At 73.0% G+C, this 15,365-nt stretch carries 16 protein-coding genes; 13 read left to right on the top strand and 3 right to left on the bottom strand.

The genetic code is table 11. From position 1 onward, the window contains the following. Window positions 1-32 precede the first annotated feature (32 nt). From ACI79A_RS09455 to ACI79A_RS09430, 6 genes are all read left to right on the top strand, one after another. Window positions 33-236 carry a hypothetical protein gene (locus ACI79A_RS09455; protein WP_457082351.1) on the top strand — a complete coding sequence of 68 codons (204 nt, stop codon included), beginning with the start codon at window positions 33-35 and terminating at the stop codon, window positions 234-236. A gap of 179 nt (window positions 237-415) precedes the next feature. Then, the gene (locus ACI79A_RS09450) at window positions 416-730 is read left to right on the top strand and encodes a nitroreductase/quinone reductase family protein (protein WP_457082349.1); all 315 of its coding nucleotides are present in this window, start codon (window positions 416-418) and stop codon (window positions 728-730) included. A 58-nt stretch (window positions 731-788) separates the two neighbouring features. Then, on the top strand, window positions 789-1,367 hold the full coding sequence (locus ACI79A_RS09445) for a hypothetical protein (protein ID WP_457082347.1): 579 nt from the start codon (window positions 789-791) through the stop codon (window positions 1,365-1,367). Window positions 1,368-1,614: 247 nt separating this feature from the next. Then, window positions 1,615-2,208 (top strand): helix-turn-helix domain-containing protein, encoded by a 594-nt coding sequence (locus ACI79A_RS09440; protein ID WP_457082345.1) that lies wholly within the window; start codon window positions 1,615-1,617, stop codon window positions 2,206-2,208. Beyond that, window positions 2,205-2,933 (top strand): B3/B4 domain-containing protein, encoded by a 729-nt coding sequence (locus tag ACI79A_RS09435; protein ID WP_457082343.1) that lies wholly within the window; start codon window positions 2,205-2,207, stop codon window positions 2,931-2,933. The genes ACI79A_RS09440 and ACI79A_RS09435 overlap by 4 nt, the downstream gene beginning before the upstream one ends. 55 nt (window positions 2,934-2,988) lie before the next feature. Beyond that, window positions 2,989-3,933, top strand: coding sequence for a DMT family transporter (locus tag ACI79A_RS09430; protein ID WP_457082341.1), 945 nt, complete (start codon window positions 2,989-2,991; stop codon window positions 3,931-3,933). A 248-nt stretch (window positions 3,934-4,181) separates the two neighbouring features. On the opposite strand, the gene ACI79A_RS09425 is transcribed toward ACI79A_RS09430, so the two are convergent. Next, window positions 4,182-4,787, bottom strand: coding sequence for a TetR/AcrR family transcriptional regulator (locus ACI79A_RS09425; protein WP_457082339.1), 606 nt, complete (start codon window positions 4,785-4,787; stop codon window positions 4,182-4,184). Between the two features lie 150 nt (window positions 4,788-4,937). Between ACI79A_RS09425 and ACI79A_RS09420 the strand changes: the two genes are divergently transcribed. Genes ACI79A_RS09420 through ACI79A_RS09410 form a run of 3 tightly spaced genes read left to right on the top strand, consistent with a single transcriptional unit; the run spans window position 4,938 to window position 8,578 of the window. Further along, a complete protein-coding gene (locus tag ACI79A_RS09420) occupies window positions 4,938-6,284 on the top strand; it encodes an NtaA/DmoA family FMN-dependent monooxygenase (RefSeq protein WP_457082337.1) in 1,347 nt (448 codons plus the stop codon). Between the two features lie 36 nt (window positions 6,285-6,320). Continuing rightward, a complete protein-coding gene (locus ACI79A_RS09415; protein ID WP_457082335.1) occupies window positions 6,321-7,817 on the top strand; it encodes a DHA2 family efflux MFS transporter permease subunit in 1,497 nt (498 codons plus the stop codon). Between the two features lie 26 nt (window positions 7,818-7,843). Continuing rightward, window positions 7,844-8,578, top strand: a complete 735-nt coding sequence (locus ACI79A_RS09410; RefSeq protein ID WP_457082333.1) for an NADPH-dependent F420 reductase — start codon at window positions 7,844-7,846, stop codon at window positions 8,576-8,578. Between the two features lie 136 nt (window positions 8,579-8,714). On the opposite strand, the gene ACI79A_RS09405 is transcribed toward ACI79A_RS09410, so the two are convergent. Next, entirely contained in the window at window positions 8,715-8,906 is a 192-nt protein-coding gene (locus ACI79A_RS09405) for a Zn-dependent oxidoreductase (protein WP_457082331.1), read from the bottom strand. 240 nt (window positions 8,907-9,146) lie between these two features. Between ACI79A_RS09405 and ACI79A_RS09400 the strand changes: the two genes are divergently transcribed. Next, entirely contained in the window at window positions 9,147-10,076 is a 930-nt protein-coding gene (locus tag ACI79A_RS09400; protein ID WP_457082329.1) for an anti-sigma factor RsbA family regulatory protein, read from the top strand. Window positions 10,077-10,251: 175 nt separating this feature from the next. After that, window positions 10,252-12,843 carry a SpoIIE family protein phosphatase gene (locus ACI79A_RS09395; RefSeq protein ID WP_457082327.1) on the top strand — a complete coding sequence of 864 codons (2,592 nt, stop codon included), beginning with the start codon at window positions 10,252-10,254 and terminating at the stop codon, window positions 12,841-12,843. A gap of 41 nt (window positions 12,844-12,884) precedes the next feature. Here ACI79A_RS09395 and ACI79A_RS09390 read toward each other — a convergent pair whose 3' ends face one another. Next, entirely contained in the window at window positions 12,885-13,223 is a 339-nt protein-coding gene (locus ACI79A_RS09390) for an MmyB family transcriptional regulator (RefSeq protein WP_457082377.1), read from the bottom strand. A gap of 305 nt (window positions 13,224-13,528) precedes the next feature. Here ACI79A_RS09390 and ACI79A_RS09385 point away from each other — a divergent pair, with 305 nt between their 5' ends. Next, entirely contained in the window at window positions 13,529-14,659 is a 1,131-nt protein-coding gene (locus ACI79A_RS09385; RefSeq protein ID WP_457082325.1) for a sensor histidine kinase, read from the top strand. Beyond that, window positions 14,656-15,327, top strand: a complete 672-nt coding sequence (locus tag ACI79A_RS09380; RefSeq protein ID WP_457082323.1) for a response regulator — start codon at window positions 14,656-14,658, stop codon at window positions 15,325-15,327. Before ACI79A_RS09385 ends, ACI79A_RS09380 begins: the two co-directional genes overlap by 4 nt. The last annotated feature ends 38 nt before the right edge of the window (window positions 15,328-15,365 follow it).

Raw genomic sequence — 15,365 nt, 5'->3', positions numbered from 1 at the left:
CGGACGCGCGGGTCGCCGAGATCGCCGAGGTGGTGGGCGTCTCGACCCCGTCGACGCTGTCGATCCTGCCGGACCTCGAGGCCGCCGAGTACGTGCAATGCAGCCGGGTGGGCCGGCGCACGGACTACTCGGTGGTGCCGCACCGGCCGTTTCGACACCCGGCCATCGCGACGCACGAGGCCATCGCGACGCACGAGGTGGACGAGCTGCTGGCCCTCTTCCGTCGGCCCGACTGACCTGGGGATCGGTGACCTCCGACCCGGGTCCGCAGTCCGTGCGGCTGCCATGGTCGGAGGAGGCCGCGGCAGCGGCGAGCCGGGGTCAGGAGGAACTTCGATGTGGGTCAGGAACCGCCTGTTCAACCCGGTCATCCGCGGTCGGGCACAGCCCGGCCTGTCGGCTCGGTCAGCGGCTGGTGCTGCTGACCTACACCGGCCGCCGCACGGGCCGCCGGTACGAGATCCCGGTGATGGCCGCGGCCGCGGGCGACGACCTCGTCGTGGTGGCCGGGGACCCCGCGGGCAAGACGTGGTGGCGGAACTTCGGGCCGGAGCCGACGGACGTGCAGGTCTGCGTCGCGAGCGTGGAGCAGCGCCGGTCCGCCCGCCGGCTCGCGGCGCAGGACGCGGGGTACGACGAGGCGCTGACGGCCTACCGGCGGGCCTTCCCGCGGGTCGACGTGCCGGCTGGGAGCCCGGTGGTCGTCCTGTCCCCGCCCGTCGAGGGCTGAACACGGCCCTCGACGCGGGATCTCAGCGGATGTCGGGGCCGGGTGCCACGCTGCCGGCATGGGTGAGCTGCCGTACTTCCGTGCCGGGTGGGTGCCTGCGCAGGACCCGCCGAGTCCGCTGCCCGACTTCGCCGACGAGCACGCGTTGGCCGACTGGGCGGGTGACCGGTTGTCACGCTGGTTCGTGGTGGAGCGCGAGGTCCCGGGGGTCCACTGCTCGGGCCGCCGCTTCCGTGTCGACGCCGTCATCCGGCCCCGCGACGTGACCGGCTGGAAGGACCCACAGGCCCGCTTCGGTGTGGAGTTCAAACTGGCCGGGCAGCGGAGCTTCGACACGCGGAACTTCACGGCGTGGGCGGCGCAGGCGGTCGACTACACGCACGTGGAGTGGAACGGCCACGGGCGGCTCCCGTTGCTCGTCTGTCCCGGATTGCTCTCCCACTTGGACGTCTACGGGGAGCACGCCACGGAGCTGGTTGCTCGGATGCTGTGGCAGTTGGGCGTGGGGCAGCTGTTCCCGATCGAGCACTACGGCTGGACGATCCTCGGACAGGCCAGGCACGTCCTGTGGTCGGAGCGGGCCGGGGTCATGGAAGCCGCCCGGTGGAACCTGCACCTGCGCCTCGGTTCGCGATGAGCGCGTCAGTCGGGAGCCGTCGGCGACGTCAGTTCGCTTGGACTGCAGCCGGTGGTGTCCATCAACAGAGTCGACGCCGCTGGAGCTGATGTCGAACAGCGGCTCTCCGTCCGCGGAGAAGGGCTGCCGGCGGAGACGTCCGGCGGCAGGCGCGGCGCGTGACCATCTACCATGGCGCACCGAAGAATGCAGTATGCTGCACTGGCACGCAAGACAGACGCGAATGAGCTGGCGCAGGGAGCGGGGCATGGCGAATACGGCGGTCGCGGTCAACGAGGTGATCGGGCAGCGGGTCAAGCAGTACCGGACAGCGCGCGGCTGGACGCTGGACGAGCTGGCCGACCGCTCCGGGGTCAGCCGCCGGATGGTCATCACCATCGAGCACGGCGAGGGCAACCCGAGCATCGCCACCCTGCTGCGGATCAGCGACGCCCTCGGTGTCGGGCTGCCGGTGCTGGTCGACGTCGAGCGCTCGCACGCCCTCACCGTGACCGCAGCCGGGCAGGCCCCGGTGCTGTGGCACGGCGACCGCGGCGGTCAGGCGTCGCTGGTCGCCGGTACGCAGCCGCCCGACGTCGTGGAGCTGTGGGACTGGACGCTGCAGCCCGGCGATGCGAACACCAGTGAGGCGCACAGCGCAGGCACCCGTGAGCTGCTGCTGGTCCTGGAGGGCGCTGTCGACCTGCGCGTCGGCGACCGCACCGAGCGCCTGGCCGCGGGCGACTCCGCGGCCTTCGTCGGCGACGTGGCCCACGCCTACGCCACCCCCGCCGACGCCGCCGGCCCCGCGCGCTTCGCGCTCACCGTGTTCCAGCCCCACGTCACCGGGAGCCGTTCGTGACCGACCCCCAGCAGTGGCTCGCCGCGGCCACCGTCGACGACGCCGTGTTCGCGCTGCGGCCGGACTACCGGGTGCTGCTGCTGACCGCCGACGGCCTGCAGGGTGGCCCCAGCGATGAGGTCAGCGAGCAGGTCCTCGCCGCTGCCGAGACCACCGCGCGCGAGCGGCTGGACGGGCGCAGGCCCGAGGAGGTGCCGCACCTCGCCGCGTGGCGGGAGGCCTACCGGGCCTTCGGTGCCAAGCCGCAGCGCACCCGGCCCAGCGTCGAGGCGCTGATGCGCCGGCTCGATCCGGGGCTGCCGCGCATCGACCGGATCACCGACGTCTACAACGCCGTCTCCATTGCCTCGATGCTGCCCTTCGGTGGGGAGGACCGTGCCGCCTACGCCGGCCCGCCGCGACTCGTCCGCGCCGACGGCACCGAGACCTTCGACACGGTCGCCGGCGGCGAGACCGTCATCGAGCACCCCGAGGTCGGCGAGGTCGTCTGGCGCGACGACACCGGCGTCACCTGCCGCCGCTGGAACTGGCGCCAGTGCACCCGCACCGGCATCACCACCGCCACCACCAACGCCGTGTTCATCCTCGACGTGCTCGACCCGCTGACCGACGACGACGCCCATGCAGCAGCCGACGCGCTCATCGAGGGCCTGCTCGCCCACAGCCTGGACGCCAGCTTCCACCGCAGGCTGCTCGCCCGCGCCGACGCAGGCGCACCGTGCTGAGCAACGCCCGGCACGACGCCCACGACGACCTCTGGCGCGCCCGGCCGGCCGACGGGTGAGCGAGACGCTGGACCTGAGCTGTCGGCCCCGCTGGGGTGTCCGGTTCAGCCGGCAGGAGCTGGCGCTGGTCGCCGTCACCGCGGTCTGGGGCACGACCTTCCTCGTCGTCCACCTGGCGGTCCAGCACGGCGGGCCACTGCTCTTCGTCGCCCTGCGCTTCCTCGCCGCCGGGGCCATCAGCCTGGTCGTCTTCCGACGCACGATGAGCGGGCTGACCCGCCGTGAGTTGGGTGCGGGGGCGGCGATCGGCGTGACGATCTTCGGCGGCTACGCGCTGCAGACCGTCGGGCTGCAGACGATCCCCAGCAGCACCTCGGCCTTCCTCACCGCGCTCTACGTCCCGCTGGTGCCGCTGCTGCAGTGGGCGGCGTTCCGCCGCGCCCCCAAGCCGGCGGCCTGGGCCGGGGTGGCGCTGGCCCTCACCGGACTCATCCTGTTGGCCGACCCCGGGTCGGCAGGGCTGACGTTGAGCACCGGCGAGGTGCTGACGTTGATCAGCACCATCGCCATCGCTGCGGAGATCGTCCTCATCGGCCTCGTCGCCGGCACCGTCGACCTCGGCCGGGTCACGGTGGTGCAGTTGCTCGTCGGCGGCGGGCTGTCCCTGGCGATGGTGCCGGTGGTGGGTGAGGCCCTGCCGTCCTTCTCCTGGCTCTGGCTCGTCGCCGCGATCGGCCTCGGGGCCGCCAGTTGTCTCATCCAGATCACCATGAACTGGGCGCAGCAGTCGGTGTCACCGACCCGGGCGACGGTCATCTACGCCGGCGAGCCGGTGTGGGGCGGCATCATCGGCCGCCTCGCCGGCGACCGACTGCCCGGCCTGGCCATCGTGGGCGCCGCGTTAGTCGTGGCCGGCGTGCTCGTCAGCGAGCTCAAGCCACGGACCCGGCCCCGTGGCCCGCACCGCCGCCCCGAGGACGTCGCCCAGGCTGGCCGCTGACGACGGCACGCCGGAGCGTCCTCCGCCAGGCTCCAGCGTCGTGAGCAGCCGTCTCGTGGGCGCAGCCCCCATCGCGGGGGCAGGCGAACAGGGCAGGAGGAGCATCCGGTCGCTGGGGATCTGGGCCGACCGCAGCCACGACAGAACCCCCACGTCCGCTGACCGGGGGGTCTCGTCGTGTCCCAGGGGCGGTGGACACCGGGAAGCAGGAGCTGTCCCACCGGCTCCCAGATCGGCGGGACCGCGACTCAGTGGTCGGGGGTGCTGGTCCGCGGGAGCTCCCATCCGGCCCTCATCAGAGCGTTGAGTGCTGCGGTCGACGAGTCGTCAGCCATGGCGGCTCCGCCCACCCAGCTGGTGGCGAGCACCCCGAGGAACAGATCCCGGCCGCGCACTCCGGGGCGGGCGCCGCCGGCCTCCTGCGCTGCTGCGAGGAACTCGTCGGTGGTCGTGACGAAACCCTGGCAGGTGAGGGCCAACGGCGAGGTCTTCTCGTCCAGGGCCGCTCGGAGGGGCTCGGGCAGTCCGTCGAATGCGGTGGCCCAGACGCCCAGCGCGTCCAGCCACTGGGCCAGAGCCTCCGTGGCATCCCGCTCGTCGTGCCGGATGGCGTCGCGTCGGGCCACCAGCTCCTCCGCCCGTGCGGTCAGCAGGGCATCGAGCAGTGCGTCCCGGTTGGGGAAGTGCCGGTACAGAGTGCCCGGACCGACACCGGCCCGCTTGGCGATGGCATCCAGGGAGCTGGTGACGCCGTGCTCGGCGAAGTGCCTCTCGGCGACGTCGAGGATGTGGGTCCGGTTCCGCAGCGCGTCCGGCCGGGGTCGGCGCTCGCGCGTTCCTGTTGTCTCGGACACGACCGACCACCCTTCGTTGACAAAGCGGAGACAGTCTCCGTATGTTGGCGTGAGCCAAGCGGAGAGTATCTCCTCTTCTGCTGCATGGCGAGCACCGCACGCCGGACAGCCGGTGACGGTGCCGGCTCACCTCTCATCGAAGGAACAGTCGTGCCCAGCCCTCAGTTGCTCCTGGCCATCCAGATCGCCAACGGCTACGGCTCCCAGCCCGGGTCCTGGCGGATGCCGGGGGTGGACCTGTCGAGCTACACCGACATGGACGTCTTCGCCCGGCACGCCCAGGCAGCCGAGCGAGGGAAGATCCAGCTGGTCTTCCTGGCCGACACCCCGGCGCTGGAGAACGACATCGAGCGCGCGGTCCCGAACCATGCCATCGACCCGCTGGTGGTGCTGACCACGATGGCCCGCGCCACCGAGCGCATCGGCCTGGTGGCCACCGCCTCGACGACGTTGAACGAGCCGTACACGATCGCGCGCCAGTTCAAGGCCCTGGACGTGGCCAGCCACGGCCGCGCGGGGTGGAACGCGGTTCCGACCTCGCTCCCGGCTGCGGCAGCGAACTTCGGCATCACGCTGCCTCCTCGTGCCGAGAAGTACGAGCGCGCCCACGAGGTCATCCAGATCGTGCAGGCGCTGTGGGGGAGCTGGGGGCAGGACGCCTGGGTGCGTGACGTCGCCGGCAAGCAGTTCGCCGACACGAGCCAGATCCAGCCGGTGAACCTGCAGGGCCGCTACGTCGCGTCGCGCGGCCCGCTGCCCATTCCGCCGTCGGAGCAGGGGCAGCCGGTCGTCTTCCAGGCCGGTGGGGGCGGGAACGGGCTGGAGGTGGCCGCGCGCTACGCCAGCGGCGTGTACGCCAACCCGTTCAGCATCGAGGAGGGCAGGGCGCATCGGACGGCGCTGCGGGCGGCCGCCGAGAGCGTCGGACGCGACCCCGACGAAGTGAAGCTGTTCGCCGGGTTCATGCCCAGCATCGCGCCGTCCCGGCGGGCCGCACTGGACCGGCGCCAGCAGCTGGACGAGGTCGTCGACGTCGAGCAGCGGGTGGTCTACCTCGGGGCGATGCTCGGATTGCGCGTGGATGCCAGCCAGCTCGACGAGCCGCTCACCGCCCGCCAGCTCGCCGAGGCCCGACCCAGCCCGGGAGACCCCCGCGCGCCGCACGCGCTGAAGATCGCGCGGGAAGGCTGGTCGCTGCGCGACGTACTGGCCCACGGGGTCATCGACTACCACCCGGTCGTGCCCGGTACGGCCGCCGACGTCGCCGACCACATGCAGGAGTGGTTCGAGGCCGGCGCCTGCGACGGGTTCTCGCTGGCCATCGACGTCTACGCCGACGGCATCGACGCCTTCGTCGACCAGGTCGTGCCGCTGCTGCAGCAGCGGGGCCTGTTCCACCGCGACTACGAGGGCGCCACCCTGCGCGACCACCTCGGCGCGCCCGCCCAGTACGGACTCGACCTGCGCCTCGCCGGAGCGGCGCAGGCGTCGAGCTGATCCCCGCTCACACCCCTGAAGACAGAGAGCACCGACATGGCCATCCAGGACCCTCCGGCACCCGGCCTCGCGCCGCCCGCACCGCAGCTCTCCTCCAGCGACCGGCTCGCCCCCGGGAGCGCCCTCGTCATCGGCCTGCTCATGGCCTCGACGTTCACCGTCCTGCTCAACGAGATGATGCTCGGGGTCGCCCTGCCCACCCTGATCGCCGACCTCGGCATCACCCCGACCACCGGTCAGTGGCTCACCACCGGCTACCTGCTCACGCTGGCCGTGCTCATCCCGGCCACCGGCTTTGTGATGCGTCGCTTCCACCTGCGCACGATCTTCCTGGGCGCGATGTCGCTGTTCACCGTCGGCACGGCGGTCGCCGCCCTCGCCCCGGGCTTCGGCGTCCTGTTCGCCGGCCGGATCATCCAGGCCGTCGGGACCGCGGTCTTCCTGCCGTTGCTGATGACCACCGCCATGCGGCTGGTCCCCGTCGCCCGCCGCGGCGCGGTGATGGCGATCGTCACGGCCGTGCCCGCCGTCGCGCCGGCGGTCGGCCCCGCGCTGTCCGGAGTCGTGCTGTCCGCTTTCAGCTGGCGCTGGCTGTTCATCCTCATGCTGCCGATCGCCGTCCTCGCCCTGGTGCTCGGGGCGCTCAAGCTCAGGAACATCACCACGCCCGAGCCGGTCAGCCTCGACGTGCTGTCCCTGGTGCTGTCCGCGGTCGGTTTCGGCGCGCTGGTCTACGGGCTGGCGTCGATCGGTGAGTCGGTGTCCGGGCACGCGCCCGTCGCCCCCTACGTCCCGATCGCGGTGGGCGTGGGCGGCGTCGCGGCCTTCGTCGCGCGCCAGGTCGCCCTGCAGCGGTCCGGCCACGCCCTGATCGACATGCGCATCTTCCGGTCCCGGTCGTTCACGCTGTCGCTGCTGGTGATGCTCGTGCTCGCGATGATCGGCTTCGGCAGCCTGATCGTGCTGCCGCTGGTGCTGACCAGCGTCCTCGGCTTGAGCACGCTTGCGCTGGGCCTGTTCCTCGTGCCGGGCGGGGCGGCCATCTCGATCGTCTCCGCGCTGGGCGGACGCGTGTACGACCGGGTCGGCCCTCGCCCCCTGGCGATCCCCGGCGCGGTCGTCTGGGTGGCGTCCCTGTGGTTCCTCAGCACCGTGGACCAGGACACGGCGGTCGGGACGGCCCTGGCCGCCTACCTGATCATGTCCGCGTCGCAGGCCCTCATGTGGGCACCCATGACGACGACGGCGCTGGCGGGCCTCCGCGCCGATCTCTACCCGCACGGCACTGCCGCCTTCACGACCATCCAGCAGCTGGCCGGCGCCGCAGGCGGGGCCGTGCTCGTCTCCGCCTACACCATCGGCGCCGACGCCGCGGACGCCGGCGTGCTCACCCCGGCCCAGGCCGAGTCCGCTGGGCAGGCCGCCTTCGTGACAGCGGCAGTCATCGGCCTCGGCGCAGTCCTCGGCAGCCTCGTCGTGGGCCGGGCATCTGCGCCAGCCCACACGACCGCGAACACCACCGAACCGGCCTGACGGCTCGAACGAAGGAGCACCCCACCATGCAGATCGGCATCCTCGGCGTCGGCAACATCGGCGCCGCCCTGACCCAGCGACTCAGCGCCGCCGGGCACGAGGTGAAGGTGGCCAACTCCCGCGGCCCGGAGACCATCCCGGCCGAGGTGACCGCCTCGGGCGGCCGGGCCGTGCACGCGCGCGACGTCGTCTCCGACGTCGGCGCGCTGATCGTCTCGATCCCGTTTGCCCGGATCCCGGACATCCGGCCCCTGGTCGACGAGTTGTCCGACACCGCTGTGCTGCTGGACACCTCGAACTACTACCCGTTCCGCGACGGCCGCATCGCGGCGCTGGACGACGGCCAGGTCGAGAGCCTGTGGGTCGCCGAACAGCTCGGCCGCCCCGTCGTCAAGGCGTGGAACGCCATCCTCTCCGGCTCCTTCGCCACCAAGAACACGCCGGCAGGAACCCCCGGCCGCATCGCGATCCCCGTCGCCGCGGACGCCGAAGCCGACCGGGCGCTCGGCATGGCGCTGGTCGAGGACACCGGCTTCGACGGCTTCGACGCCGGCAGCCTCGCCGACTCGTGGCGCCAGCAGCCGGGGACGCCTGCCTACTGCACGGAGCTGGACAGCGATGAGCTGCGGCGGGCGCTGGCCGGCGCGGACAGGGCCGACGCCCCGCGCAACCGGGACAGCCTGATGGAGCACTTCGCCGGTCTCGGGGCGTTCCCCTCCCTCGACGAGGTCGTCGCCATCAACCGCGCCGCTCAGCGCTGACGTGCTCCCGGCCGCCGCCGACGGTGTCCGGGACGACGGGGACGTCTCCCAGCCGGAGGACGACAGATACCCCGCTCGCTGACCGTGGGGCTTCTCGTCTGTGTCCGAGGGCGACGTGAACCCCCACGCGAGCCGTTCACCAGTGAGAGCTGATCCCGCGATGACGCTCGTCTACGTCGCGAGACAGGAGGTGGTGGGTGTCGGCGTAGTTCACCCCCGAGGAGCTCACCGCATACAGCTGCTCGCCGTCCCCGGGCGTGGGGTCGGGCAGGTCGACGACGTCCAGGACCTCGGGCCCGCCGAAGCGGGTGATCTGCACTGATCGCATGGCAGCGATGCCAGAGCGACCCCGTTGACGACCTCCTGGGTCCCGCCCCGGGCATGCGGTGCGGCAGGAGTTCGGGTGACACCTCGGGCCGGGTGGTGGCAGGGGCCGCGCGCTCCCGGGCGGCCTCGCCGCGCTGACCCGAGGGTGGTCATGGACCATGGTCGGTGGAACAGCGGCACGTGTCCGACGTGGTCGCGACGCCCGGACGGTGTGTTCGGGCAGGAACGGAGGACACACGAGGTGGGCTTCGAGCACGACGCACTGTTCTACGACTCCCCGGACGAGCTCGCCGCCGTCGCCGGCTCCTTCCTGTTGGAGGGCCTGGCCCTCGGTGAGGCGGCGGTCATCGCCGTCAGCGAGGAGAACACCGGGCTCGTCCGCGAGGCGGTGGGCAACGACCCACGGGTCGTCGTCCTGGAGCGGCGCGCCCTGTACCGGTCGCGCACGCCCACCGCCATCACGACGTTCCGCAAGGTGCCCACGGAGTACGCCGCCCCCGGTGCGCGGGCACGGGTGGTCGGCGAGGTCGACTTCGGGATCACCGTCGCCGACCGGCGGGAGTGGCAGCGCTACGAGTCGGTGATCAACCACGCGTTCGCGGGCCTGCCCCTGACCGGCCTGTGTGTGTTCGACACCCAGCGGCTGCCCCAGGAGGTCCTGGACACCGCCGTCCACACGCACCCGTACCGGCGCGGTCCCGAAGGTCGGGTGAGCAACCCGGGTTTCGTCGACCCGGCCCGGTACGCGGCCACCCTGCCGGTGCCGGTCGAGCCGCTGGAGTCGACCGCGCCGGCCCTGGCCGTCGAGGACGTCAGCGACTTCATCGGGCTGCGGCACACCGTGCGCGACCGGCTGGCGGCAGTGGACGGGCCCGGTGACCTCATCGAGGACTTCCTGCTCGCCGTCGACGAGATGGCCTCCAACGCCGTGCGCCACGGCCGCCCCCCGGTCGGCCTGCAGCTGTGGGTCGAGCCGGGCACCTTGGTGTGCACGATCCGGGACTCCGGGCGCGGCTGGGACGACCCGTTCGCCGGGTACGGGCCGGCGCACGGGCAGGACCTCTCCCACGGCGGTATGGGCCTGTGGCTCGCCCGCCAGCTGTGCGACCACGTCGCCATCCGCCGCGACGAGACGGGCATCAGCGTGCGGTTGACGACCCACTGGAGCTGACCCCCCGCCTGCCGAGAACCGCCCGTCGGGCGTGGACGTCGCTGCGGTGCGGCCGAACTCGACCGGAGCGACGGCGTCGCCGTCGGGCGCCGTTCGGCAGGCCGGTGGCTCGGTATCATCGCCAGGCTCGCTCATCGGGACATCGGCCGTCGAGTCCCCGTCGCCAGGGGGTCGTGTGACCGGCTCGCTGCCTGCGGGCACCTCGCTGCCGCCGCAGTCGGACCCGGCGTTCGAGCGGTTCGCCCGCCTGGTCCGCCGCCAGCTGGACGTACCGGTCGCCCTCGTCACCCTGGTGTCAGCCGACCAGCAGGTCTTCCCCGGCGCCGCCGGGCTGCCCGAGCCGTGGCAGACGACCCGCTGCACACCGTTGAGCCACTCCTTCTGCCAGCACGTGGTGCGCTCCGGCGCACCGCTGGTCATCACCGATGCCCGCACCGACCCGCTGGTCGCGGACAACCTGGCCATCCCGGACCTGCACGTCATCGCCTACGCCGGGGTGCCCCTCACCGACGCCGACGGTGTGGTGGTCGGGTCGCTGTGCGCCATCGACAGCCGGCCGCGGACCTGGACCGACGACGACCTGGCCGTGCTGACCGACCTGGCCGAGGCATGCAGCTCGCAGCTCCAGCTGCAGGCCGCGCAGCAGCGCGCCGATGACGCGGCGGCCCACACGGAGCAGTTGCTGGGGCAGCAGGAGTTCGAGCGGTCCCGCTGGATGCTGGCGCTGGACGCCGGGCAGGTGGGTACGTTCGACCTGGACCTGACCAGTGGTGAGCTGGTCGTCGACGACCAGCTGCTGGAGCTGTCGGGGATGGACCGGAGGTCCTTCAGCGGCCGCCCGGAGGACGTCTACGCGCACGTGCACCGGGACGACGTCGCGGAGGTGGTGGCCCGTGTCCGGGGCGCCATCGAGTCCGGCGACTCCTATGACGCGGAGTACCGCATCGTGTTCCCGGACGGATCCGCGCGGTGGGTCGCCGCCCGGGGCCAGGTGCTGGGCGGTGCGGGGGGCAGCGGCGCGCACCTCGTGGGCGTCGTCCACGACACCACGGCCCAGCGTGAGCCGTTGGGCCAGGCGGTGCAGGCGCTGGAGTCCATGGCCGTCGGGTTCATGGCGCTGGACTCCGGCTGGGTGATCACCCACCTCAACGCCGCGGCCGAGCGGATCACCGGCCGTCCGCGGGAGCTTCTGCTGGGCCGGACGCTGTGGGAGGCGTTCCCGGCGACCGTCGGCACGGAGTTCGAGGCCCACTACCGGCGTGCCGCCGACACCGGGGAACCGGTGTCCTTCGACGCCCACTACCCCGAACCGCTGGACGTCTGGGTCGAGGTGCGGGCGGTGCCCAACCGGACCGGGCTCGCGCTGCACTTCGTCGACATCACCGCCCGGGCACTGCTGCAGCAGCAGGCCGAGCGGGCCGCGGCGCGGCAGCACCTGCTGAGCCGGATCACCGAGGACCTGGTGGGCACCCTGGACGCCGACGAGGCCGCCGACCGGCTGGCCCAGCTGGCCGTGCCCGCGATCGCCGACTGGTGCATCGTGACCCTGATCGACGACGACCAGGCCGCCGGCTCCCGTCGTGGCCTGCGACCGGCCGCCTGGCGGCACACCGACCCGGGCATGCAGGAGACCGTCGGTGCCTACGCCGAGTCCCGGCTGAGCTCACTGGAGGACGACGCGCTCATCACCGAGGCGCTGCGCACCGGGCAGGTGCAGAGCGTGGACGCCGACGCCACCGCCCGGGTCCTGCCGATGTTCGTGCCCGGCCCGGCCCGTGACCTGGTGGCGGCGCTCGCTCCGGACGCGGTGGTCGTGTTGCCGTTGCCGGGCCGGTCGGGGCCGGTCGGCCTGCTGTCCCTGGTGAACGGCCCGTCTCGTGGGCCGTTCACCCCCGAGGACCTGGTCACCGCCCGGCACGTCGCCGCCCGTTCCGGGCTGGTGCTGGACAGTTCCCGGCTGTACCGGCAGCAGCGGGGGCTGGCCGAGGGCCTCCAACGGTCGCTGCTCACCGCGCCGCCGGAACCGGACCACCTGCAGATCGTGGTCCGCTACGTGCCCGCTGCCCAGGCAGCCGAGGTGGGCGGTGACTGGTACGACGCGTTCATGCAACCCGGCGGCGCCACGCTGATGGTCATCGGCGACGTGGCCGGCCACGACGTCGCTGCCGCTGCGGCCATGGGACAGATCCGCAGCATCGTGCGGACCGTGGGTGCGCTCGACCACGACGGCCCGGCCGCGGTCCTGCGTCAGGTGGAGCAGGTGATGGAGACCCTGCAGTCGCCGATCCTGGCGACGACGGTGGTGGCGCGACTGGAACAGACCGAGGACGAGCGTGCCGCTCGGCTGACCCGGCTGCGCTGGTCCAACGCAGGGCACCCGCCGCCCATGGCGGTCATGCCGGACGGGACCGTCACCGTGCTCACCGCCGAGCGCGCCGACCTGCTGCTCGGGGTCGACGCCGCAGCGCCCCGCCGGGAGTGGGAGGCCACGCTGGACCGCGAGGCGGTCGTCGTCCTGTACACCGACGGGCTGGTGGAGCGCCGCGACCAGGACCTCGACCAGGGGCTGGCCCGCCTGCAGGCCACCCTGGCCGAGTTGGCCGGCCACGACCTCGACGAGCTGTGCGACGAACTGCTGGCCCGGATGCTGCCCGGCGCACCCGAGGACGACGTCGCCCTGGTGGCGGTCCGGTTGCACCCACAGGACCAGCCACGCCCGCCGGAGGCCGGACCGACCCGGGTGCCGCCCGGCTTCCCCGTCGACTGAGCACAGCGCCCGACGACGCCGCAGCTGGACGCGCAGATCAGCTACTGCCGTCCCCGGGGACGGAGTGGGGCAAGTGGAAGGGCCCAGCGGGAGAGGTCACGGCCGACCGACCATCGGAGCGGGGCTGGTCGTCGATGGTGGTGCTGGTCGCCGCCCAGCGGGCCAGGACCTCGAGGGGTGTCCTCGGACGACGTCCCCGGCTCGGCGGTGTAGGTGGTCATCGAGAGCTCGCCGTGGTCCTCGGTCGGCACGGTGAACGAGTGGTGGACCAGGTCGAGCGTGCCGACCGCGGGGTGGCGGAACTGCTTGACGCCGGTGCGGTGGATCCGGACGTCGTGTGCCGCCCAGCGGGTCCGGAACTCGTCGCTCACGGCGGACAGCTCACCGACGAGCTCGCGCGGGTCCTTGTTATGCGGGTCACGGCCCGCCTCGGTCGCCGGTGTCGAGCGATCAGGTCAGCAGCGCGACAGCCGGTGGTGGGCGTCCGCGACGTCGACCCCGGCGGAGTTCACCTCCTAGAGCTGCTGGCCCCGCCTGGGTGATGGGACAGCTGTCCGTGGAACGCGCAGCTGCCCCGGGATCCGTCGTGCCGCGGTCCCAGGTGACGGGTGGCCGACGTCCACGGTCGCGAATCTGGTACTTCCGGCTGATCAGCGTCCGGCCGGCCGGCTCGTACGGTGACCCGGTGCACGCACTGCTGCGCTCGGTCTGGACCGAACCGAGGCCTCCGGACCCGCCCGCCAGGGTCTGGTGGGACTGGGTGCTCGTCGTCCTGGTGCCGTGCGCCGCCGTGGTCGAGGGCGCCCTCCGGCCCGAGCTGCCGTTCCGCTGGGTGCAGGTCGCCGTCTTCTGCGCCCTCGTCCCGGCCCTGCTGTGGCGCCGTGCGCGACCGCTGCTCACCCTTGCCGTCTTCTTCGCAGGCCTCTCCGTCCTCGCCGTCCTGACCGGCGACGACGAGGGTCTGTACTCCGCCGTGGTCGCGCTGGTCCCGGCCTACACCGTGATGCGGTGGGGCTCCGGTCGTGCGGCTCTCGCCGGGACGGCGCTCCTGGTGGCGAGCGCCACCTCCTCGCTGGTCGTGGGCGCGACGTCCCCGGGTGATGCGATCGGCGGCTTCGCCATCCTGCTGTCGGCCCTGGCCCTGGGCGCGGCTGTCCGCTACCGGGCACGCGCCCGGTCCCGCGAACTGGACCAGGTGGCCGCCCGGGAACGGGCGGATCTCGCGCGCGACCTGCACGACACCGTCGCCCACCACGTGTCGGCCATCGCCATCCGTGCCCAGGCGGGCCTGGCCACGTCGGCGGCGCGCCCGGGCGCCGCCGCGGAGGCGCTGCGGCTGATCGAGGCAGAGGCGGCCCGCACGCTCGCCGAGATGCGCAGCATGGTCCGCGTGCTGCGCCGGGAGGAGCCTGCAGAGCTGTCGCCCACCCCCGGGCTCGCCGACCTGCAGGCGCTGGCGCGGCGCGGCACCGACGGTCCGGACGTCGAGGTCGAGGTCGTCGGCGAGGTCGCCGGGGTCTCCCCGCCGGTCGCCACGGCGGTCTACCGCCTGGTCCAGGAGTCGATCACCAACGCCAGGCGGCATGCCCGGCGTGCCACCGGGGTCGAGGTGCGGCTGGTCGTCGACGATGCCTGGGTGCACGTGCGGGTCAGCGACGACGGTGAGGGCGGTCCCGGCCGCCCGCGCGAGCCCGGCTTCGGCCTGCGTGGCATGGCCGAGCGGGTGCACCTGCTCGGTGGCACGTTCGACGCCGGGCCGGGGCGTGAGCGAGGCTGGACGGTCGAGGCTGCGCTGCCCCGGCGAGGACCGGCGTGACCGTGCGGGTGGTGGTCGCGGACGACCAGGAGATCGTGCGCACCGGGCTGCGGATGATCCTGGACAGCCAGCCGGGCATCGAGGTGGTGGGGGAGGCCGCGGACGGCCGGGCGGCCGTCGAGGTGGCCCGGCGACTGCGCCCCGATGTCTGCCTGCTCGACATCCGCATGCCGGGCACGGACGGTCTCGAGGCCACCCGCCTGCTCACCGGGCCAGGCGTCGACAACCCGATCCCCGTCGTCGTGATCACCACCTTCGACCTGGATGAGTACGTGTACGCCGCGCTGCGCGCCGGAGCCCGGGGGTTCCTGCTCAAGGACGCAGGTGCGGACCTGCTCTCCCAAGCCGTGCACGCCGCCGCTCGCGGCGACGCCCTGATCGCGCCGAACGTGACCGCCCGGCTGCTCAGCGCCTTCGCCGGGGCCGGGCCCGCCGCGCCGCCGGTCCAGCCCATCGACCCGCTCACCGACCGGGAGGAGGAGGTCCTCGCCGCCGTCGCGGGAGGACGGTCGAACGACGAGATCGCCCGCGAGCTGCACATCACGCTCAGCACGGTCAAGACCCACGTCGCCAGCCTCATGACCAAGCTCGGCGCCCGGAACCGCGTGGAGATCGCCATCTGGGCCCACGAGACGCACCGCGTCCCGCGACGGCTCCCCGGCCACTAGCCGGCCGGAAGTACGACCGCCGGCTCCGACCGGAGCAC

It is taken from the genome of Modestobacter sp. SYSU DS0657 (genome assembly GCF_054050925.1).
Note: the sequence above shows the minus strand (reverse complement) of the source record. Positions and strands in the feature narration are given on the sequence as shown.

Coding starts and splice junctions, on each gene's coding strand:
- ACI79A_RS09445 (WP_457082347.1), top strand. CDS start 789: ATGGGTGAGCTGCCGTACTTCCGTGCCGGGTGGGTGCCTGCGCAGGAC.
- ACI79A_RS09440 (WP_457082345.1), top strand. CDS start 1,615: ATGGCGAATACGGCGGTCGCGGTCAACGAGGTGATCGGGCAGCGGGTC.
- ACI79A_RS09405 (WP_457082331.1), bottom strand. CDS start 8,906: ATGCGATCAGTGCAGATCACCCGCTTCGGCGGGCCCGAGGTCCTGGAC.
- ACI79A_RS09415 (WP_457082335.1), top strand. CDS start 6,321: ATGGCCATCCAGGACCCTCCGGCACCCGGCCTCGCGCCGCCCGCACCG.
- ACI79A_RS09410 (WP_457082333.1), top strand. CDS start 7,844: ATGCAGATCGGCATCCTCGGCGTCGGCAACATCGGCGCCGCCCTGACC.